Genomic DNA, 20,257 nt, shown 5'->3' with positions numbered 1-20,257 from the left:
ATTATGTTGTCGTTATGCTGAGGTGAACGGTTACCGCACACAAATCAGTGGCTTGCCGACGTTCCAGCGATGCCGCCGGCCTGTGCCCTGCGGGCCACAACCCTAGGCAGGCCGCCCCCAATTCGGGTAACATGCTCGGCACTGTATCATCCCAACAGGCACATAAAGAACGTATTATGGCAACTGATCCTCGTAGAATGCTGGTAACCTGCGCCCTCCCCTATGCCAACGGCTCCATCCATCTTGGCCACATGCTGGAACACATCCAGGCCGATATCTGGGTTCGTTATCAGCGAATGCGTGGCCATCAGGTGCATTTCGTCTGCGCCGACGACGCCCACGGTACCCCCATCATGCTCAAGGCGCAGCAGATGGGGATCACCCCGGAGGCGATGATCGCGGCGGTCTCCGAGGAGCATCAGAGCGACTTCGCCGGCTTCAACATCAGCTTCGACAACTACCACTCCACCCACAGCGACGAGAACCGCGAGCTGGCGGGCGTGATCTATGGCCGTCTCAAAGAGTCCGGCAAGATCAAGATCCGCACCATCTCCCAGCTGTTCGATCCGGAAAAGTCCATGTTCCTGCCGGATCGCTTCGTCAAGGGCACCTGTCCCAAGTGCAAGTCCCCCGACCAGTACGGTGACAACTGCGACAGCTGTGGTGCCACCTACAGCCCGACCGAGCTCATCGACCCGAAATCCGCCGTCTCCGGCGCAACCCCGGTGATGAAGGACTCCGAGCACTACTTCTTCGACCTGCCCCAGTTCGAAGCCTGGCTCGCCGACTGGGTGCGCGGCTCCGGCGCCATCCAGGAAGAGATGGCCAACAAGATGCAGGAGTGGTTCGAGAGCGGCCTGCAGCAGTGGGACATCACCCGCGACGCCCCCTACTTCGGCTTCGAAATTCCCGGGGCGCCGGGCAAGTACTTCTATGTCTGGCTGGATGCCCCCATCGGCTACATGGCCTCGTTCAAGAACCTGTGCAACAAGCGCGGCGACATCGACTTCGACAGCTACTGGAAGGCGGACTCCGACGCCGAGCTCTACCACTTCATCGGCAAGGACATCGCCTACTTCCACTGCCTGTTCTGGCCGGCCATGCTGGAAGGCGCGAACTTCCGCAAGCCGACCAAGGTCAACGTGCACGGCTACGTGACCGTCAACGGCGCCAAGATGTCCAAGTCCAAGGGCACCTTCATCAAGGCATCCACCTATCTCAAGCACCTGGATCCGGAGTGCCTGCGCTACTACTACGCCGCCAAGCTCAACAGCCGCATCGACGATCTGGATCTCAACCTGGAAGACTTCGTGCAACGGGTCAACGCCGACGTGGTCAACAAGCTGGTCAATCTGGCTTCCCGCAACGCCGGCTTTATCGCCAAGCGCTTTGACGGCAAGCTGGCGGCCACCTGCGCCGAACCCGAGCTCTATAGCGAGTTCGCCAACGCCAGCGCCGCCATCGCGGAAGCCTACGAGAGCCGCGAGTTCAGCCGCGCCATCCGCGAGATCATGGCGCTGGCCGACAAGGCGAACCGTTACGTGGACGACAAGGCCCCCTGGGTCATCGCCAAGCAGGAAGGCGCAGACGCCGAACTGCAAGCGGTCTGCTCCGTCGGCATCAACCTGTTCAGGGTGCTGATGGCCTACCTCAAGCCGGTCATGCCCGAGCTCGCCGAGCGCGCCGAGGCCTTCCTCGGCGAGACCCTGACCTGGGACGGCATCGCCGCCCCCCTGGTCGACCACACCGTCGCCCCCTTCAAGGCGCTCTTCTCCCGCATCGAGCCGGCCAAGATTGATGCCATGATCGAGGCCTCCAAGGAAGATCTCGCCAAGGAGCAGGCGCCGAAGGTGACCGGTCCCCTGGCGGACGACCCCATCAGCGACACCATCGCCTACGAGGACTTCGCCAAGATTGACCTGCGGGTGGCGCTGATCAAGAAGGCCGAAGCAGTGCCGGAAGCGGAGAAGCTCCTGAAGTTGCAGCTCGACATCGGGGGCGAGACCCGCCAGGTGTTCGCCGGCATCAAGTCCGCCTACAATCCCGAAGACCTGGAAGGCAAGCTGACCGTGATGGTCGCCAACCTGGCACCGCGCAAGATGCGTTTCGGCATGTCCGAGGGCATGGTGCTAGCGGCAGGCCCGGGCGGCAAGGATCTCTGGATCCTGGAGCCCCAGGACGGTGCCCAGCCGGGCATGCGCGTCAAGTAAGGGCAAGCCCCGCAGAAGAGAGAGGCCGATGGCCTCTCTTTTTTTGCATTCCTTTTTATCAGCCGCGCCGGCGAACTACCCCTGGCGCAGCAACGCCATCCTGAGCCCCACCAGCTCCGCCTGCTGGCAATCGAGCTGGCGCAGCTGGCAGCGCATCGCCTCTTCCAGGGCTCGCCTCCGCTTGCCACGCCCCTTCTGATCCCCCAGACGCCTGAGCCATTGCCGCGTATCCTGCAACTGGCCCAGCCTGTCCTGCCACTCCACCAGCATGGGCAGCCAGGCCGGATCTCCCTCCCCTTGCCCGATCAGCAGCTCCACCCCATAGCGGATCTGCTTGAGCACCAGCCGCAGCCTGTGCCAGTGGCGCAGCCGCGCCTTGCGACCGTCAGAAGAGGACAATCCGGGCGCCGCCAGGGCATCGGCCAGGCTGAGCGCCAGATGCAGCTGAAAGAGCGGCAAGGGATCCACCCCAGCGGGCACCTCCTCCAGCCTCGCCAACCAGCGCGCCAGGCGTCCCGCCAGCCCGGGCACCCTGGTGGGCACCTGCTCCTGGTGGGAGGGGCCGCCAAAATGTGCCGCATAGACCTGGGCATCGCGCAGGGCGGAGAGCCGTCCCACCGCGCGGCTCAACCGCGACTCCAGCTCAGGGGCGTGGATGAGGGGCCGCCACAGGGCGAGCAGGGCCAGCAGACGGCGGGCCGCAATCCGGTAGGCATGCACCTCGTCCGCCCCGACCCGCTGGCGCAGGGCCTGCGTGGCCGCCCCGTACTGTTCGATGAGCCGGCGGGCCTGCTCGACCCCCAGTGTCGTCATCATCCGCCCCGCTCAGTTGGTATGAAAACCTGACCCGGTAGGAGGCAGCGCGTTGGCGCACTCCATCCTGGTCACGGTGGCGGTGCGGGGTCCGTGCTCCAGCCAGCCCAGCATCATCTGCACCTTCTGTTCAGGTCCGGCGATCAGGATCTCCACAGACCCATCCTCCAGGTTGTAGGCATGACCCCGCAACCCCAGCTGCAGCGCCCGCTCCCGGGTGAAGTAGCGAAACCCCACCCCCTGAACCTGGCCCCACACCCGAACGACAAACGATTGCTCTCCCATTTATCACACCTTTCCCTTAAGTAATTTTTCCCCGGGGCGATAATGAACGCGACACTCTCCTCCCCTTGCAGGACGCAATATCATTATGAAAGAAGTTAAATTCCGGTGGGTTGACCGTTATCTCATTCACCTCACGATCAGCGAGAAATTTCTCATCACCTTCTGGTGTCCCCTGTTGTTCATCGCCTTCCTCACCTGGTACCTGCTGGCCGACAGCCATGATCAACAGATGCAGCTCAGGCTGGATCAGCTCAAGCAGCGGGTCGAGACCACGGCCCAGCTGGTGAGCCAGCAACCGACCCTAACCCTGCCTGCGGATCTCGTCCTGACGCCGACCGCCACGGCCGGCCTGAACCAGCAGGGAGAGCTCTATCACTACGGCGTCAGCGCGGGTCAGGCCGGCTTCGTGACCGGCACCCTGGACACCGCCCGCTACTCCATGTGGGATGGTCAGGGCAGCACCCTCACCATCATCGCCGTGCTGGCCGCCCTGCTGGCTCTCATCACCCACTATCTGATGACCTTCGTCTCCGGGGCGCTCTACTCCACCAACAAGGCGCTGCAGACGGTGGCGGGCGGTGATCTCACCTTCCGCCTCAACTTCTTCCCGGTACGGGACGAGTTCTCCATCCTGGCGGGCAGCATCGACAAGTTCACCGATCGCCAGCACAAGATAGTACAACTGGTGGAAGAGTCCGCCGAGGCGCTCACCCTGGCGGCGGACGAGTTTCGCGAGCACGCCAGCGATGGCGAGACCCAGGCCCGCGCCCAGCGCCAGCACATGGACTCCCTGGCCGCCGCCATGGAGCAGATGTCCGCCGCCATTCGCGAGGTGGCCCGCAATGCCAATGACACCCTGCAACAGACCCGCCAGTCCAGCGAGGAGGCCGCCAACGGGGCAGCGCGGGTCTCACGCACCATCAACGCCATCGCCACCCTGGCCGACGAGATAGGCAACGCCTCCGGCGCCGTGGAGCGGCTGACCCAGAACGCCAACCGCATCAACGAAGTGGTCAATGTCATCAACGCCATCTCCCAGCAGACCAACCTGCTGGCCCTCAACGCCGCCATCGAGGCCGCCCGTGCCGGCGAGCAGGGTCGCGGCTTTGCGGTAGTGGCGGACGAGGTGCGCACCCTCGCCAGCCGCACCCAGCAGGCGACCGTGGAGATCCAGCAGATGATCGAGGAGCTGCAGGCCGGCACCGGTGCCCTGAACGACATCATGGAGAAGACGGTGGGCCGCGCCGCCAGCAGCCAGCAGCTCATCACCGAGGTAGGGCTCGACATCGACAAACTCAGCAGCCACAGCGACGCCGTGCTGGAGATGAGCACCCAGATCGCCACCTCGAGCGAAGAGCAGAGCTCGGTGGCCGAGGAGATCACCCGCAACCTGGACAGGGTACGCCAGGAGGCGTGCCAGGTGGAGGAGTCCGCCAGTGCCGCCGTGGCCGGCACCACAGGCCTCAAGGGCACGGCCAGCGAGCTCGGTCGGGCACTGACCGGCCTGCGGATCTGATCCTCGCCATCCCCACGGGCCATCTTGCAGATGGTCCGTGTTTTTTCGGGGTTCCGTTGGCCTGAAACAGCACGATTTTGCCCGCCCCTGGATGCAACCCCTCCCACTGAGGCCACTTATCGCTGCGGTGCGGCTTGCACCCAAACCCTGACAACCCCTACTATATGCCCCCTTCTGTTCCTAGCATCGGCAACTACCCATGAGCGCTTCCATCTATCTCGTCAAAGGCCGCGAAAAATCCCTGCTGCGCCGCCACCCCTGGATCTTCTCCAAGGGCATAGAGCGGGTTCAGGGCAACCCCATCGACGGTGACACCGTCGAGATCTTCACGAACGATGGCAAGTGGCTCGCCCGCGGCGCCTGGTCCGGCAGCTCCCAGATCCGCGCCAGGGTCTGGACCTTCGACAAGGACGAGACCGTCGATCTGGACTTCTTTATCCGCCGGCTGAAATACGCTCAGGAGTCCCGGGATCCGCTGATCAAGCGTCAGGGCCTCACCGGCTATCGTCTGTGCGCCGCCGAGTCCGACGGCCTGCCGGGCCTGACCATAGACCGCTACGCCGATTTTCTGGTGTGCCAGATCCTCTCCGCCGGCGCCGAGTTCCAGCGCGAACTCATCACCCAGGCCCTGCGCACCCTCTACCCCGAGTGCAGCATCTACGAGCGTTCCGACGTGGCGGTGCGCAAGAAGGAGGGGCTCAAAGAGCGCACCGGCGTCATCCATGGCGAGACCCCGACCGAGCCCGTGGTCATCGAGGAGAACGGCGGCGTCAAGATCCTGGTGGACATCCGCAACGGCCACAAGACCGGTTTCTATCTGGATCAACGTGACAACCGTCAGGCGGCCGCCAAGTACACCGAGGGCAAGCGGGTGCTCAACTGCTTCTGCTACACCGGCGGTTTCGGCGTCTACGCCCTCAAGGGGGGCGCCAAGGAAGTGGTCAACGTGGATCTCTCCCAGAATGCGCTGGACATCGCCCGCCAGAACGCCGAACTGAACGGCCTGGACGTCACCAAGGCCCAGTTCATCCGCCACGACGTGTTCAAGCTGCTGCGGGAATACCGCGACAAGGGCGAGAAGTTCGACGTCATCGTGCTGGATCCGCCGAAGTTTGCCGAGAGCAAGGCCCAGTTGCTGGGGGCCTGCCGCGGTTACAAGGACATCAACATGCTGGCGTTCCAGCTGCTGGCGCCGGGCGGCGTGTTGCTCACCTACTCCTGCTCCGGCCTGATGGAGCAGAGCCTGTTCCAGAAGATAGTGGCCGATGCGGCGCTCGATGCCGGTCGCGATGCCCAGATCCTGGAGCTCTTGTCCCAGGCCTCGGATCACCCCATCGGCACCGCCTACCCGGAAGGCTTCTACCTCAAGGGCTTGGTGGTCCGCGCCCGCTGATCATCCAAGGCACAGACATATTGATCACACAGGCCCGCATCGCGGGCCTGTTTTTTATCGGGGCTTGGTGCCTCAGTCCCGCGCGGGGGCACCCAGAGGAAAGTAGTGGCGATAGGGCCTCGCCTCGTCCACCACCCGGGCGATGGCAGGACGGGCCAGCAGGCGGGCGCGATAGGCGCGAAGCCCGGCGCAGGCAGGCGGGATCTCGTGGGCCCAGTCGGCATAGAAGAGCGAGGGGGCGGCGGCGCAGTCGGCCAGGGTGAACGCCTCTCCCGCCGCCCAAGTCCGCCCGGCGAGGCGCTCATCCAGCCAGGGGTAGATCTTGTCCAGCATCTCGCGGGCCTGGGCCACCCCGTAACCGTCGCGCTCGGTGGCCGGGCGCATCCTGTCCAGCACCACCTTCTGCATCGGCGTCATCACATAGTTGTCGAACAGGCGATCCAGCATGTGCACCTCGATCCCCTCCTCCCCCTCGGGCACCAGGCAGTGGGGGCCGGGATGACGGTACTGGAGATACTCGATGATGGTGCTGCTCTCGAGCAGGGTGCGCTCCCCGTCCACCAGCACGGGGAAGCGCTTGAGGGGCCAGAGGAGCGCGAGCTCGGCCTTCACCGTCGCGGACTCCAGGTTGAGGTAATCGAAGGCGATGTCATTCTCGTAGAGGCCGATCAGCACCTTCTGGCTGTAGGACGAGAAGGGATGGGCGTAGAGTTTCATCGGGATCACTCCTTGTATGGGGATGTCCTGACCAGTCTATTCCCAACCGGGCGCCTCTGCCGGGCCCCTCTCTTCACGTCTCTGGCACGGGCAGCGGACTCCCCACACGCTTTGTGGCATAATGCGGCGTTTCGTGATCCCGCCCGGCCCTCCTAGGCCTGGTCCTGCGGCTCCTCGGCCCTGTCCGGGATCACTACTGTCGTGGACCATGAGTGTGGTCGCACCCCGGGGTGCGAGCCGACACCAGCTTGAACCAAGAGGGGTATGTATGCCTGCCATTCGTCTCACCCAGTACAGCCACGGCGCCGGCTGTGGTTGCAAAATCTCCCCCAGGGTGCTCGACACCATCTTGAAGAGCCAGATCCCGGGCTTTGACGATCCCACCCTGATCGTCGGCAACAGCAGCAAGGATGACGCCGCCGTGGTGGACATCGGCAACGGCCAGGGCATCGTCTCCACCACCGACTTCTTCATGCCCATCGTCGATGATCCCTTTACCTTCGGCCGCATCGCCGCCACCAACGCCATCAGCGACATCTATGCCATGGGCGGCAAACCCATCGTCGCCATCGCCATCCTCGGCTGGCCCATCAACACGCTGGCGCCCGAGATTGCCCAGCAGGTGATCGACGGTGGCCGCCAGGTGTGCCACGAGGCGGGCATTTCGCTCGCCGGCGGCCACAGCATCGACGCCCCCGAGCCCATCTTCGGCTTGGCGGTGACCGGCATAGTGCCGCTCGATGCCATCAAGCAGAACGACACCGCCCGGGTGGGCGACACCCTCTATCTGACCAAGCCCCTTGGCATCGGCATCCTCACCACGGCCCAGAAGAAGGGCAAGCTCAAACCCGAGCACGAGCAGCTGGCCCCAGAGGCCATGTGCACCCTCAACAAGATTGGCCAGCGCTTCGCGGCCCTGCCCGGGGTCCACGCCATGACGGACGTGACCGGTTTTGGCCTGGCGGGCCACCTGCTGGAGATGTGCGAAGGCTCAGGGGTTTGCGCCCGCCTCGACTTCAAGGCGCTGCCGCTGCTGCCCGAGGTGGATCACTACCTGAGGGAAGGCTGCGTGCCGGGCGGCACCCTGCGCAACCACGACTCCTACGGCCACAAGCTGGATACCATGGATGAGCGCACCCGCAACATACTGTGCGATCCCCAGACCAGCGGCGGCCTGCTGGTGGCGGTGGGCTCCCAGAGCGAGGCCGAGCTGCTGGCCATCGCGCGGGAGGAAGGGCTCTCCCTCACCCCTGTCGGGGCAATGAAGCCGCTGGAAGGCACGCGCTTTATCGAGGTTGTCCAATGAGTGCACTGCCGCTCGAAACGAACCTGGCGCGCATCTTCCTCGAGGATGTTCCGCTCATCGATCTGCGCGCCCCCGTCGAGTTCAATGAGGGGGCCTTCCCCAATGCCGTCAGCCTGCCGCTGATGACGGACGAGGAGCGTGCCCGGGTCGGTACCTGCTACAAGCAGCAGGGTCAGGCCGCCGCCATCGCGCTGGGTCACCGGCTGGTGGGGGGCGAGGTGCGCGCCGCGCGCATCGAGGGATGGCTGGCCCAGCTGCGCCAGCAGCCAGATGCCCTGCTCTATTGCTTCCGTGGCGGCCTGCGCTCCCAGACGGTGCAGCAGTGGCTGGCCGAGGCCGGCGTCACCCGTCCCCGGGTGGATGGCGGCTACAAGGAGCTGCGTCGCTTCCTCATCGACACCCAGGCGAGCGCCTCGACCGAGTGTCGCTGGACGGTGCTGACCGGCATGACCGGCTCCGGCAAGACCCACATGCTTGGCCACATTGCCCAGGCGGTGGATCTGGAGGGGCACGCCCATCACAGGGGCTCCTCCTTTGGCCAGCTGCCGGGGGGCCAGCCCAGCAACATCAACTTCGAGAACCGGATCGCCATCGAACTGCTCAAGCGCCGCCACCGGGGGGAGACGCATTTCGTGGTGGAGGACGAGAGCCGCCTCATCGGTCGCTGCGCCCTGCCGCTGAACCTCTATGAGGCCATGTGCCGGGCGCCCCTGGTGGTGGTGGAGGTGTCACAAGATGAACGCGCCGAGCAGATCCGCATCGATTATGTGCAGGATCTCTGGCAGCGCTACCTGGCAATGTATGGCCAGGAGGCGGGCTGGCCGCTCTTTGCCGGCTACCTCACCGACGCCATGGCCCGGCTCAAGCGCCGGCTCGGGGACAAGGACCACCGCGAGCTGGATGGCTTGTTGCAGGCCGCCCTCACCGAGCAGGCCGAAAGCGGGGAGACCACACTGCACCTCGCCTGGATCCGCCTTCTGCTGACCCGCTACTATGACCCCATGTACCGCTATCAGCTGGACAACAAGCGCGAGCGGATCCGGTTTCGCGGCGACAAAGAGGCCTGCCTCGCCTTCTTCGCCGAGCAGCACGCCCTTCAGACCCATCAGGAGAGTCCCACATGTTGAAGTTCGAGGTGATCCCCGTCACCCAGTTCGCCCAGAATTGTTCCCTCATCTGGTGTGACGAGACCCGCCAGGCGGCGCTGATCGATCCCGGTGGCGAGGCGGACAAGCTGCTGGCCGCCATCGCCAGGCACGAGTTGCGGCTGGTGAAGATCATCCTGACCCATGGCCACCTGGATCACGTGGGGGCCGCCGCCGAGCTGCGCACTCGTACCGGCGTCAGCATTGTCGGCCCCCACCGGGAAGATGCCTTCTGGCTCGACATCCTGCCCCAGCAGAGCCAGATGTTCGGCTTTGCCCATACCCCGGCCTTCACCCCGGATGGCTGGCTCGCCCAGGGGGACAAGGTTCAGCTTGGAAATTGCGAGCTGGAGGTCTATTTCTGCCCGGGCCACACCTCGGGTCATGTCGTGCTGCTCAGCCAGGCCGAGCGCCTGGCCTGGGTGGGGGACGTGCTCTTTGCCGGCAGCATAGGCCGTACCGACTTCCCGCGCGGAGATCATGCCACCCTGATCCGCTCGATCACCGAGACCCTGCTGCCGCTCGGGGATGACATCGTCTTCATCCCGGGCCATGGTCCCAGCTCCACCTTCGGTCGCGAGAAGGCCAGCAATCCCTATCTGACAGCGCCCATCTGGTAATCCCCCCGCGCCTCGCGGGCATCCCATTGAGCCTTGAGGCGCAAGATCTCCGGCATGATCTCGAGAAAACGGGCGAGCAGCCGGGGATCGAAGTGCTGGCCGGCCCCATCACGCATGGTCGCCAGCACCCTGTCCAGAGGCCAGGGCTCCTTGTAGGGGCGGCGCACGCTCAGGGCGTCAAACACATCGGCAATGGCCACGATCCGCGACGCCTCGGGGATCCCCTCGCCGGTCTCGCCGGCGGGATAACCCGAGCCGTCCCATTTCTCGTGGTGATGCAGGGCAATTTCCGCCGCCATGCGAAAGATGGGGGCATCGGATCGCCTCAGGATCTCGTAACCGATGCGCGGGTGACTGCGCATGATGACCCACTCCTCCTCGGTGAGGGGACCGGGCTTCTTGAGGATGTGATCGGGGATACCAATCTTGCCCATGTCGTGCATGGGGGCCGCCAGCTCCAGCAACTCCGACTGCTCCGGACTCCAGCCCGCCGCATCGGCCAGGGCCCGGGCGTAAGCGGCCATGCGCCAGATATGCACACCGGTGTCGGTGTCGTTGTAGTGACCCGCCTCGCTCAGCATGACGATGGCGGTGCGATAGCTGCACTCGAGCTGATCGAGGCGCACCAGGGAGAGGTGATTGCGCACCCGGGCACGCACCGTGCTCGGGCAGACCGGCTTGTAGATGTAATCCACCCCGCCCGCCTCAAACCCCTGGCTCTCGCTGTCTGCGTTGTCGCTCGCGGTGATAAAGAGTACCGGGATCCCGGCGTGGGCCGGATCGGCCTTGAGCCGGCGGCACACCTCGTAGCCATCCATGTCGGGCATGCGCACATCAAGCAGGATCAGGGCCGGCTCGTGGCGCCCCACGGCGGCCAGCCCCTCCTCTCCTCCCTTGGCAAAGAAGAGGTTGTACTCCTCCTTGAGGATTTGCCGCAGCAGCCCAAGGTTGCTCGGCTCGTCGTCGATGATCAGCACTCGCGGTCGATTCATGGCGCAGGTTCCTCCCGATCCTCCAGATAATCCTCCAGCTTGCGGGTGGCGAACGGGATATCGAACAGCTCCAGGGCCGCACTTATCTCGCTCACCAGCTCGCAAGGCAGGTAACTCCTGGCCTGACTCAGCGCCGGCTCAATCAGCTCCAGATCCTCGCTCACCAGGGCCTGATGCAGGGCGTGCAGGCAGACCTCCCGCGCTTCCCCCTGGGCCAGCGGGGAGCTGACAGCGCCCGGCTCGCGCCCGGCATAGGTATCGATGGCGTGTTGTGCCTGCTCCAGCGCCTCGAGGAAGGGGGCGATGAGCTGACTGGTGTCGCCCCCCTGCTCGATGGCCTCGTTCAGCTCGGCGCTGATGCGCGCCACATCCGTGAGCGACAGACTGCCCGCCACCCCCTTAATCTTGTGCGTCAGGCTTGCGGCCGCATCGGTCTCGTGCTGGGCGATATAGTCCGGCAACACGGTGCCGACCGTCATGTAGTCATCGCGGAAACGGCGCAGGTACTTGAGATAGACCGAGGCTTCACCCCAGTTGCGAAGTCCGGTATCGATATCGATGCCGGCCACCGGCTCCTGGGCGCGTGGCTCGTCGCTCACGGTGAGCGGCAGGACACAGTCCGGCAGATAGCGCAGCAAGGTCGCGATGAGCTGCTCCACATCGAGCGGCTTGGCGATGAAGTCGTTCATGCCAGAGGCCAGCGCCGCTTCGCGCTGATCCTTGAATACCCCGGCGGTGAGTGCCAGCACGGGAGTCTCTCCGCGTCCCGGCAGCTGACGCAGGCGACGGGTCGCCTCGTAGCCATCCATCACCGGCATCTGCACATCCATGAGCACCAGATCGATGCGCCGTGCCGGATCGGCGAGACAAGCCAGGGCCCGCTCCCCGTCGATGGCGGTGATCACCTCGGCCCCCTCCCGTTGCAGCAAGCGGGTCGCCACCTCCAGGTTGATGTCGCTGTCATCGACCAGCAGGACATGCACGCCCGGCAGGCGCAGACGGCGCTGGCCACTCTCAAGCGGCTCCACGTGCTCGCGCTTCTCGTGGATGAGGCGTGCCACCGCGTTGTAAAGACTGGAGCCGGTCACCGGTTTGTGCAGCACCAGATCCACCTGCTCCGAGCCGGGGCAGTGCATCAGCTCATCCTGGGAGTAGGCGGTCGCCATGATGATGATGGGTGAACGCTCCTGCCGCTCGAAGGCGCGGCGAATGGCCAGGCAGGTCTCGAGTCCGTCCATGCCCGGCATGATCCAGTCGAGCAGGATCACATCGAAACGCTCCCCCTGGCGCAGCAGATGGTGCAGCGCCTGCTCACCGGACTCCACCACCCGTGACTGCCAACCGAGGGAACCCACCGTCATCGACAGGGCGTCACGGGTCACCTGATTGTCGTCGGCGATGAGCAGCGAGATGTGCTGCAGACGCTCGTTCAGGGCCTCGGGCCGCTCCACCTGCTCCAGCCGGACGCGGAACCAGAACTCGCTCCCCTTGCCCAGTTCGCTGGTGACGCCGATATCCCCCCCCATCAGGTTCACCAGGCGGCGACTGATGGTCAGACCGAGCCCGGTCCCTCCGAAACGGCGGCTGGTGGAGGAGTCTGCCTGGGAGAAAGCATTGAAAATATTGGCCTGCTGCTCGGGGGGAATGCCGATCCCGGTGTCGCGCACCCGAAACAGCAAGGTGGCCATGCCCTCTTGCTCGGCTTCCAGCTCGACCTTGACCTCCACCTCCCCGCGCTCGGTAAACTTGATGGCATTGCCGGTCAGGTTGAGCAGCACCTGCTCGAGGCGCAGGGCGTCCCCGATCAGATGGGAGACCTGCTCGGGAGCGCTGCTCACCACCAGTTCCAGGTGCTTCTGGCCAACGCAGGTGGACATGATGGCCGCCACGTGATCGAGCACCTCTTCCAGACTGAATGGCACCCGCTCAAGCTCGAGCCGGCCCGACTCAATCTTGGAAAAATCGAGAATGTCGTTGATGATCCCGAGCAGCGCCTGCCCGGCCTGGTGGATTTTGCGCACCAGGACATGCTGGCCATCGTCGAGCCCTCCCTGCTCGAGCAGGTAAGTCAGCCCCATGATGGCGTTCATGGGGGTGCGGATCTCGTGGCTCATGTTGGCGATGAAATCCCCTTTGACCTGTGCCAGCCTGGCTGCCTCCTGCTGGGCCAGCTGCTCCCTGTGCCTGCTGCGCACCAATGCGGCCACCCCGGCACCAAACAACAGCAGCAGCATCGCGCAAGTGGCCGAGATGATCCCCCAGATGTGAGTGCGAATGGCCAGCAGCTCGCTGCGCGGCACCAGGGAAGCGGCTTTCCAGATCAGCTGATCATGATTCTGTGCCGGGTACAGAGTGGTCCAGCTCCACAGTCCGTCGGCAGACTCCATCTGGCCGTTTGATGCGCCCCACAACGCCTGCCAGGCCTGGGGGGACGTGTGCTTCAGGGTGAGATCCGGACGTTCGAGCATGAAGCCCCATTCCTGGGATGGGTCCGGGCTGTGCAGCCAATATCCGTCCTGGTTGAACAGCATGGTGTGATCGGCCGCCTTGCCGCTGCTGTCGGCAAACTCCTTGAGCATACGGGCGGCCTGCACGTTGATAAGCAGCAGACCAAGATCTCGTCCCCCAAGGCGCATACGTTTGGCAATGCGGATCATGGGGTTGAAGGGGCGTTCGATCACGCCGTGTTCAACGTTGAGATCGAGCGGCGAGACGTAGACCCGCTCCCAGGGCAGCGCCATGGCGTCGCGAAAATAGTAACGTTCCCCCTTGTTCTGCAACTGGTCGTCCGTCACACGCCACACACGCTGTCCCTGACGATCGATGCGCACCAACTCCATGCCATCCGGGGCAAGCCAACGCACCTGGGCATAGTCGGGATTACGGTTCATCAGGATGGTGAACTGGACGGCCAAGGTGTCACGGTCATTGCGACCCGCCGCCTCGAGCAGAATGGGCTCTTCCGACATGCTGCGCACATGACGCAGCGGCACCGCCAGCTCGCCGTCAAGGCGGCCGCTGGCAAGCGCCAGGAAGGTGCTCTCATCGCTGCGAACGCGGTAGAGCTCGCGCTCGATCAGTGCATTGCCCAGCAGATAGCCCCCCGCCAGGACCAACAGCAGAATAGGTGAAAACAGCAGGAAATATGTCCGTACGATTCCCTTCATAACGGTCAACATCACCCCGAAAAATGGATTTGTTCGAGCACCTTGTGGACATCAGAGCATCACAACACGTGACCTGCTGTCAATCATGCCTACAAGTAAAGACCAATAGTGCTGTTTGAGTATTTTATTTTCCCGGCAAAAATGCTGTAAAAACAAAGAGGCCACCCGATTGGGTGGCCTCTTCACAGGAACATTCGTTGTCGATTAGACGCGAACGAAGTCCAGGTGAACCAGCTTGTAGCGAACCGGGTGACGCTGGATAGCCTTCACGTTCACTTTCACTTCTTCGCCGTTGATGACCAGGGTCAGCTCGGAGGAGTAGAACTCCGGCTTCTCTTGGGCCAGGATCAGCTTCTTGTGGTCCAGGGTAACGGACACGGCTTCTTTGCCTGCACCGTAAACGATGGCAGGAACTTGGTCAGCATGACGCAGGCGGCGGCTCGCACCTTTCCCCAGGTCAGAACGGACTTCAGCTTGGAATACGAAAGACATAGTAAGTATCTCTTTTAGATGAATGTATGGTGTTGACTGCGACCGGTCAGCACCTCGCAAAACGAGCGCGAATACTAGCACGGGCCCGGGGTGGATACAAGGGACGAACCGCTTGCCATCGCACTGGCGGATGCCGAGGCTCTCCCCTGCCCCGACGCGCCCCTCAGCGCCCCTGCTCTAGGCGGGCAAACTGCTGCTGGCGCTGGGCCGGGCTCAGGGCCTCAAACTGCGCCAAGGTCTCCGCTTTCGGGCAATAGAGTCGCTGGCCGGTCTGCACCCGGATCCCCTTGCCCATGGCGGGACGGTTCTCCGCCACCAGCGCCAGCAGATAGCTGTAGGTGTCGGATCCGCTACCCGCCTGTGCCTGCAACTGGCTCGCGATACGCCAGAGTGTCTCCCCCGCCGCCACCTGATGACAGACCCGCCCATCCCCCCCTGCCGCCGTGGCGGAGAGGGTCAGGATGGCGCCCTCTGGCGACGGGCTGGCTGCGGCAAGCTCCACGCTCCCGCCCGCCCCGGACAGTGACGGCACCGCCAGCCTGGCCAGCGAGGGCTCCCCCTGCGCCATCCGGCCTCTGCCCGTCATGGCACCAGGCAAGGAGAACTCGGCAATAAAGGCACTGGCCCCCGGCGCCTCGAAGGAGGGTTGATACAGTGCGGCCGCAGTCGGTTGCGATTGATGGGGGGCCATGCCATAGGCCATCTCGTCGATGCGCTTGAGCCTGGCCAGGTAGGCCTTGGAGAGCTGGGCCTCCCCCTCGAACAGATCGAAGGGGGGCACCAGACGGGCGGGAAAGAGGATCTGCCAGCGGCCGTTCTTCTTTTTCTGCTCCAGCGGCGGGAACTGATTGCCCCGCCAGGCGGCGAAGATGGGCGGCACGGCGCGGTGCACCGGATAGAACTCCGGGTTGAGCTGCACCCAGGTTTGCTCCGCAATGGGCTGGTAACCGCTGATATTGACCAGCGCCACCCCCAACCAGATCCCCAGCATATGATGGCCTCCCTTCCCTTCAAGCCTTCTCTGTTCTTATTCTATCCAATAAAACAGATAGATAGCAGCTTAGCACTGGGCGATGGCGCTCTGCACCCGTTTATCCGAGATGGGGTACGGCGTCCCCAGCTGCTGGGCGAAGAAGGAAACTCTCAGCTCCTCTATCATCCAGCGGATATTGGCCACCTCGGGTGGCATCGGCTGGGATTTGGGGATCTTGGCCAGCAGCGCCTTGTACTCCGACTCCACGCTCTGCACCTTGAGCATGTAGACCCGATCCCGGTTGGGATCGATGGCAAGCTTCTCCAGACGCCGCTCGATGGCCCTCAGGTAGCGCAAGAGATCCGGCAGCCGCTGCCAGCCGGTCTCGGTGACGAAGCCTTTGTGGATGAGCTTGTCCAGCTGCAGCTGGATGTCCGACATGGCAAAGGCGGTATCGAGCTGCATCTTGCCCTTGAGCCGTTTCTTGATCTCATGGGACAGCGTCAGCACGGCTTCCACCTGCTTGGCAACCTCCACCACGGCGTCGTTGAGCTCGGCGCGGACATACTCCTTGAGCGCCTCGAAACCGGCCTCGTCCCAGGCCATGCCGCCGTGCTGCTCGATGAGCTTGTCACAGCCGCAGGCAATGCAGTCATCGATAAGCTCGGCCACCTTGCCAAAGGGGTTGAAATAGAGGCCCAGCTTGGCCTTGTTGGGCAGTTTCTCCTGCAGATACTTGATGGGGGACGGCACGTTGAGCAGCACCAGCCGGCGCTGGCCCGCCCACATCAGCTGCTGTTGCACCACCGGACTCTCCACCAGCTGGATGGCGACTGAATCCTTCTGATCCACCAGGGCCGGATAGGCTTTCACCTCGAAGCCGCCGCGCTTCTGGCTGTACTCCTGGGGCAACTCGCCAAAGCTCCAGAGGGTGAGGCCGGACTGCTCGATGTCGTCGTCCGCCACCTGGGACAGGGTTTCCTGCACCTTGCCACGCAGGGACTCTTTCAATGCCTCCAGGTTCTTGCCTTCCGCCACCTTCTTGTGTTTATCGTCCACCACCCGGAAGGTGAGTTTCAGGTGATCGGGCACCGCAGCCCAATCCCAGGATTCGCGGGGTACGGTCACGCCTGTCATGCGGCGCAGCTGACGCTCCATCTCGTCCAAGAGCGGCCCCTGCTCGGGATTGATGCTGGCAAGCAGCGCATCGGCGTAGTTGGGGGCCGGCACGAAGTTTTTGCGCATGGGCTTTGGCATCGACTTGATGAGGGCCACCAAGAGCTCGTGGCGTAGCCCGGGAATTAGCCACTCGAAGCCTTTCACCTCCACCTGGTTCAGGAGCGGCAGCGGAATATGGAGCGTCACGCCATCCGCCGCCTCCCCCGGCTCGAACTGATAGGTCAACTTGAGCTTGAGACGCCCCTGCTGCCAGAAGTTCGGGTAGTCGAGATCGCTGATGTGGGCCGCGTCCCCCTTCATCAACATCTCTTTCTCGAAGTTGAGCAGCTCGGGATCCTGCTTTTGCGCCTCCTTCCACCACTTGTCGAAGTGACGGGCGGAGATGACCTCCTCCGGCAGGCGGGCATCGTAGAAGCGGAACAAGTCCTCGTCATCCACCAGGATGTCGCGACGACGGGACTTGTGCTCCAGCGCCTCCACCTCGGCCAGGAGCTTGCGGTTGCCTTCGAAGAAGCGGTGGCGGGTCTCGAAATCCCCCTCCACCAGGGCGCGACGGATAAACAGCTCACGACACAGGGCCGGATCGATGCGGCTGAAGTTGATGGTGCGCTCGGCAACCAGGGTCAGGCCATAGAGGGTCACCTTCTCCTTGGCCATCACGGCGCCGTTTTTCTTCGACCAGTGGGGGTCGCTGTGGTGCAGCTTGATGAGGTGGCCCGCCAGCGGCTCCACCCACTCGGGTTCAATCCTGGCGTTGATGCGAGCGTAGAGGCGCGAAGTCTCCACCAATTCTGCGGCCATCACCCACTTGGGCGGCTTCTTGAACAGACCCGAGGCCGGGAAGAGGTGGAAGCGGCCGTTGCGGGCCCCGAGGAACTCGGGCTTCTCCAGATCCTTGTTGCCGATATGGCTCAAGAGGCCGGTCAGCAGGGCGCAGTGCACCGTCTTGAAGTCCGCCGGTTCATGGTTGGCTTTAAAACCCAGCTCCTTGACCGTCTGACGCAGCTGGAAGTGGATGTCCTGCCACTCGCGCACCCGCAGGTAGGAGAGAAACTCCTTCTGGCACAGGCGGCGGAACGGGTTGCTGCCGAGCAGATCCTGCTGCTCTTTCAGGTAGTTCCACAGATTCACGAAGGCGAGGAAGTCGGAATCCTTGTCTTCGAAGCGTCTGTGCTGCTCATCGGCGGCCTGCTTCTTCTCCATGGGCCGCTCGCGGGGGTCCTGAATGCTGAGGGCGGCGGTGATCACCATCACCTCGCTCAGGCAGCCGGTCTGCGCCGCGCTGATCACCATCTTCGCCAGACGGGGATCAAGGGGGATGCGCGAGAGCTGGCGACCGGTCTCTGTCAGCTGCAACTTGGCCTCGCGATCGCCCGCGGCGGGCAGCTCGCGCACTGCCTCCAGCTCTTTCAAGAGGGTCAGGCCGTCCTTGATATGGCGCGACTCCGGCGGCTCGACGAAGGGGAAGGCCTCCATGTTGCCAAGGCCGAGCGCCAGCATCTGCAGGATGACCGAAGCCAGGTTGGTGCGCAGGATCTCGGGGTCGGTGAAGGCGGGACGGCCGTTGAAATCCTCCTCCGAGTAGAGGCGGATGCAAATCCCGTCCGCCACCCGGCCGCAACGCCCTTTACGCTGGTTCGCGCTCGCCTGGGAGACCGGCTCGATGGGCAGGCGCTGCACCTTGGTGCGCCAGGAGTAGCGGCTGATGCGGGCGGTGCCCGGATCGATCACGTAACGAATGCCCGGTACCGTCAGCGAGGTCTCCGCCACGTTGGTGGCGAGCACGATGCGCCGCCCGGCGTGGGGCTGGAATACCTTGTTCTGCTCGGCGTTGGAGAGGCGGGCATAAAGCGGCAGCACCTCGGTGTCGCGCAGGTTGAGCCTGCGCAGGGCATCGGCGGTATCGCGGATCTCCCGCTCGCCGTTCATGAAGACAAGGATGTCTCCTAAACCTTCTCTAGCCAGCTCTTCCACCGCATCGAAGATCCCCTGCAGCTCGTCGCGCTCCTCCAGCCCCTCACTTTTATCACTGGTGAGCGGACGGTAGCGCACCTCCACCGGGTAGGTGCGACCGGAGACCTCGATCACCGGCGCCTTGTTGAAGTGGCGGGAGAAACGCTGTGGGTCTATGGTGGCCGAGGTGATGATCACCTTGAGATCCGGGCGCTTGGGCAGCAGTTGTTTCAAGTAGCCCAGGATGAAGTCGATGTTGAGGCTGCGCTCGTGGGCCTCGTCGATGATGATGGTGTCGTACTGGGTCAGCATCCGGTCGTTCTGGATCTCCGCCAGCAGGATACCGTCGGTCATCAGCTTGATGTGGGTCTGCTCGCTCACCTGATCGGTAAAGCGCACCTTGTAGCCCACGTAGTGTCCGAGTTCGGACTCCATCTCTTCGGCGATGCGGGCCGCCACGGTGCGGGCCGCGAGGCGGCGCGGCTGGGTGTGGCCGATAAAGCCCTTGACCCCGCGCCCGAGCGCCAGGCAGATCTTGGGGATCTGGGTGGTCTTGCCCGAGCCGGTTTCCCCGGCGATGATCACCACCTGATGGTCCTGAATGGCCTTGGCGATCTCCGCCTGCTTCTGGCTCACCGGCAGGTTGTCCGGATAGGTGACCCTGGGGACGCCCGCCAGACGTGACTGATAGCGCGCCTGGGCCGCATCCAGCTCGGCGGCTATGGTCTCAAGCACCTGGCCTTGCTTGGCTTCCGGCAACTTCTTGACGCCGTGCAGACGGCTGGAGAGACGGCGGGCGTCGAGGTTCATGCAGGCGGTTAAGCGGCGGCGCAGCGCCTCGATAGAGAGAGACAAGGTACGAATTCCTTAAAAGAGTGCCCGGCAAGGGGGCCATATCGACAAGCTGGGAGCGATCCTAAAGAGCGAGGCCGGAGGGTGCAAGCCTTAAAGCGGCGCACCAGGGCATGAACCGGAGCCCTCATGACAACCACGGATGAAAAGAGCAGGCCGGGGCCTGCTCATGAATGCCGTGACACGGGGAGCGTCAGACTCTGGCCTGGTGCACGAAGCAGGTGCCGAGCTGGGCATGGATGGCCTGCATCACGTTGTGGCGATTGATCACCCCGAGCAGGCGCCCCTCCTCCACCACCGGATAGATCTTGGGTTTCTGCCCCATCATCATCTCGGCCAGATCCAGAATGCTGGTGTCGGGGCCCACCGCCAGCACCTCCTTGCGCATCACATCCTTGACCTGGGCCACCTGTTCACAGTGGTAGGCCTCTTTGAGCATGACGGCGATGCAATCCTGCTCGGATACCCAACCAATCAGATGCCCCCGGCTGTCCACCACGGGGCCGCCCAGCTGATGGCTGTTGAGAAATTTCTCCACCGCCGCCTGCACCATCATCTCCGCGCTGAAGGTGATGGGCTTGGTCTGCATGTAGTCCTTTGCCTTGAGTGATTCCATGACGCTTTCCCCCAACAGGCCTCCCGAG

At 63.8% G+C, this 20,257-nt stretch carries 15 protein-coding genes; 6 read left to right on the top strand and 9 right to left on the bottom strand.

What is annotated here, in order from left to right; all coding sequences use genetic code 11:
* The first annotated feature begins 176 nt into the window (after window positions 1-176).
* Window positions 177-2,210 (top strand): methionine--tRNA ligase, encoded by a 2,034-nt coding sequence (gene metG / locus R2B70_RS09960; RefSeq protein WP_318163298.1) that lies wholly within the window; start codon window positions 177-179, stop codon window positions 2,208-2,210.
* A gap of 75 nt (window positions 2,211-2,285) precedes the next feature.
* On the opposite strand, the gene R2B70_RS09955 is transcribed toward metG, so the two are convergent.
* On the bottom strand, window positions 2,286-3,026 hold the full coding sequence (locus R2B70_RS09955; protein ID WP_318163297.1) for a CHAD domain-containing protein: 741 nt from the start codon (window positions 3,024-3,026) through the stop codon (window positions 2,286-2,288).
* 9 nt (window positions 3,027-3,035) lie between these two features.
* Entirely contained in the window at window positions 3,036-3,308 is a 273-nt protein-coding gene (locus R2B70_RS09950) for an acylphosphatase (protein ID WP_042076323.1), read from the bottom strand.
* Between the two features lie 85 nt (window positions 3,309-3,393).
* Here R2B70_RS09950 and R2B70_RS09945 point away from each other — a divergent pair, with 85 nt between their 5' ends.
* Complete coding sequence (locus tag R2B70_RS09945; protein WP_318163296.1) at window positions 3,394-4,824, top strand: methyl-accepting chemotaxis protein; 1,431 nt, start codon at window positions 3,394-3,396, stop codon at window positions 4,822-4,824.
* Window positions 4,825-5,023: 199 nt separating this feature from the next.
* Complete coding sequence (locus R2B70_RS09940) at window positions 5,024-6,217, top strand: class I SAM-dependent methyltransferase (protein ID WP_209792296.1); 1,194 nt, start codon at window positions 5,024-5,026, stop codon at window positions 6,215-6,217.
* Between the two features lie 72 nt (window positions 6,218-6,289).
* On the opposite strand, the gene R2B70_RS09935 is transcribed toward R2B70_RS09940, so the two are convergent.
* Entirely contained in the window at window positions 6,290-6,934 is a 645-nt protein-coding gene (locus tag R2B70_RS09935; RefSeq protein ID WP_318163295.1) for a glutathione S-transferase family protein, read from the bottom strand.
* Between the two features lie 268 nt (window positions 6,935-7,202).
* Here R2B70_RS09935 and selD point away from each other — a divergent pair, with 268 nt between their 5' ends.
* The 3 genes from selD to R2B70_RS09920 are packed head-to-tail and all read left to right on the top strand — an operon-like array spanning window position 7,203 to window position 10,005.
* Window positions 7,203-8,240 (top strand): selenide, water dikinase SelD, encoded by a 1,038-nt coding sequence (gene selD / locus R2B70_RS09930; protein WP_219144240.1) that lies wholly within the window; start codon window positions 7,203-7,205, stop codon window positions 8,238-8,240.
* Window positions 8,237-9,367, top strand: a complete 1,131-nt coding sequence (gene mnmH / locus R2B70_RS09925; protein WP_216990260.1) for a tRNA 2-selenouridine(34) synthase MnmH — start codon at window positions 8,237-8,239, stop codon at window positions 9,365-9,367. Before selD ends, mnmH begins: the two co-directional genes overlap by 4 nt.
* Entirely contained in the window at window positions 9,361-10,005 is a 645-nt protein-coding gene (locus R2B70_RS09920; RefSeq protein ID WP_318163294.1) for an MBL fold metallo-hydrolase, read from the top strand. The genes mnmH and R2B70_RS09920 overlap by 7 nt, the downstream gene beginning before the upstream one ends.
* On the opposite strand, the gene R2B70_RS09915 is transcribed toward R2B70_RS09920, so the two are convergent.
* The 6 genes from R2B70_RS09915 to R2B70_RS09890 form a co-directional block, all read right to left on the bottom strand.
* Window positions 9,981-10,997 (bottom strand): HD domain-containing phosphohydrolase, encoded by a 1,017-nt coding sequence (locus tag R2B70_RS09915; RefSeq protein WP_042075996.1) that lies wholly within the window; start codon window positions 10,995-10,997, stop codon window positions 9,981-9,983. The genes R2B70_RS09920 and R2B70_RS09915 overlap by 25 nt on opposite strands.
* Entirely contained in the window at window positions 10,994-14,164 is a 3,171-nt protein-coding gene (locus tag R2B70_RS09910; RefSeq protein ID WP_318163293.1) for a response regulator, read from the bottom strand. Before R2B70_RS09910 ends, R2B70_RS09915 begins: the two co-directional genes overlap by 4 nt.
* A 204-nt stretch (window positions 14,165-14,368) precedes the next feature.
* Window positions 14,369-14,656: a 50S ribosomal protein L25 gene (gene rplY, locus R2B70_RS09905; RefSeq protein ID WP_041205748.1), complete on the bottom strand. Its 288-nt coding sequence runs from the start codon at window positions 14,654-14,656 to the stop codon at window positions 14,369-14,371.
* Window positions 14,657-14,819: 163 nt separating this feature from the next.
* A complete protein-coding gene (locus tag R2B70_RS09900; protein WP_318163292.1) occupies window positions 14,820-15,647 on the bottom strand; it encodes a hypothetical protein in 828 nt (275 codons plus the stop codon).
* 69 nt (window positions 15,648-15,716) lie between these two features.
* Window positions 15,717-19,616, bottom strand: coding sequence for an ATP-dependent RNA helicase HrpA (gene hrpA / locus R2B70_RS09895; RefSeq protein ID WP_318163291.1), 3,900 nt, complete (start codon window positions 19,614-19,616; stop codon window positions 15,717-15,719).
* Window positions 19,617-19,806: 190 nt separating this feature from the next.
* Window positions 19,807-20,229, bottom strand: coding sequence for a CBS domain-containing protein (locus R2B70_RS09890; protein WP_042077777.1), 423 nt, complete (start codon window positions 20,227-20,229; stop codon window positions 19,807-19,809).
* Between the last annotated feature and the right edge of the window lie 28 nt (window positions 20,230-20,257).

The organism is Aeromonas sp. XH (assembly GCF_033348475.1).
GTDB lineage: Bacteria > Pseudomonadota > Gammaproteobacteria > Enterobacterales > Aeromonadaceae > Aeromonas > Aeromonas sanarellii.
This window is presented reverse-complemented; position numbering and strand designations above follow the sequence as displayed.

Bases quoted from the DNA above. Each gene is read 5' to 3' on its own strand.
- R2B70_RS09955 (WP_318163297.1), bottom strand. From the start codon at position 3,026: ATGATGACGACACTGGGGGTCGAGCAGGCCCGCCGGCTCATCGAACAG.
- R2B70_RS09935 (WP_318163295.1), bottom strand. From the start codon at position 6,934: ATGAAACTCTACGCCCATCCCTTCTCGTCCTACAGCCAGAAGGTGCTG.
- R2B70_RS09945 (WP_318163296.1), top strand. From the start codon at position 3,394: ATGAAAGAAGTTAAATTCCGGTGGGTTGACCGTTATCTCATTCACCTC.
- mnmH (WP_216990260.1), top strand. From the start codon at position 8,237: ATGAGTGCACTGCCGCTCGAAACGAACCTGGCGCGCATCTTCCTCGAG.
- R2B70_RS09900 (WP_318163292.1), bottom strand. From the start codon at position 15,647: ATGCTGGGGATCTGGTTGGGGGTGGCGCTGGTCAATATCAGCGGTTAC.
- metG (WP_318163298.1), top strand. From the start codon at position 177: ATGGCAACTGATCCTCGTAGAATGCTGGTAACCTGCGCCCTCCCCTAT.
- rplY (WP_041205748.1), bottom strand. From the start codon at position 14,656: ATGTCTTTCGTATTCCAAGCTGAAGTCCGTTCTGACCTGGGGAAAGGT.
- R2B70_RS09915 (WP_042075996.1), bottom strand. From the start codon at position 10,997: ATGAATCGACCGCGAGTGCTGATCATCGACGACGAGCCGAGCAACCTT.
- selD (WP_219144240.1), top strand. From the start codon at position 7,203: ATGCCTGCCATTCGTCTCACCCAGTACAGCCACGGCGCCGGCTGTGGT.
- R2B70_RS09940 (WP_209792296.1), top strand. From the start codon at position 5,024: ATGAGCGCTTCCATCTATCTCGTCAAAGGCCGCGAAAAATCCCTGCTG.
- R2B70_RS09920 (WP_318163294.1), top strand. From the start codon at position 9,361: ATGTTGAAGTTCGAGGTGATCCCCGTCACCCAGTTCGCCCAGAATTGT.
- R2B70_RS09910 (WP_318163293.1), bottom strand. From the start codon at position 14,164: ATGAAGGGAATCGTACGGACATATTTCCTGCTGTTTTCACCTATTCTG.
- R2B70_RS09950 (WP_042076323.1), bottom strand. From the start codon at position 3,308: ATGGGAGAGCAATCGTTTGTCGTTCGGGTGTGGGGCCAGGTTCAGGGG.
- R2B70_RS09890 (WP_042077777.1), bottom strand. From the start codon at position 20,229: ATGGAATCACTCAAGGCAAAGGACTACATGCAGACCAAGCCCATCACC.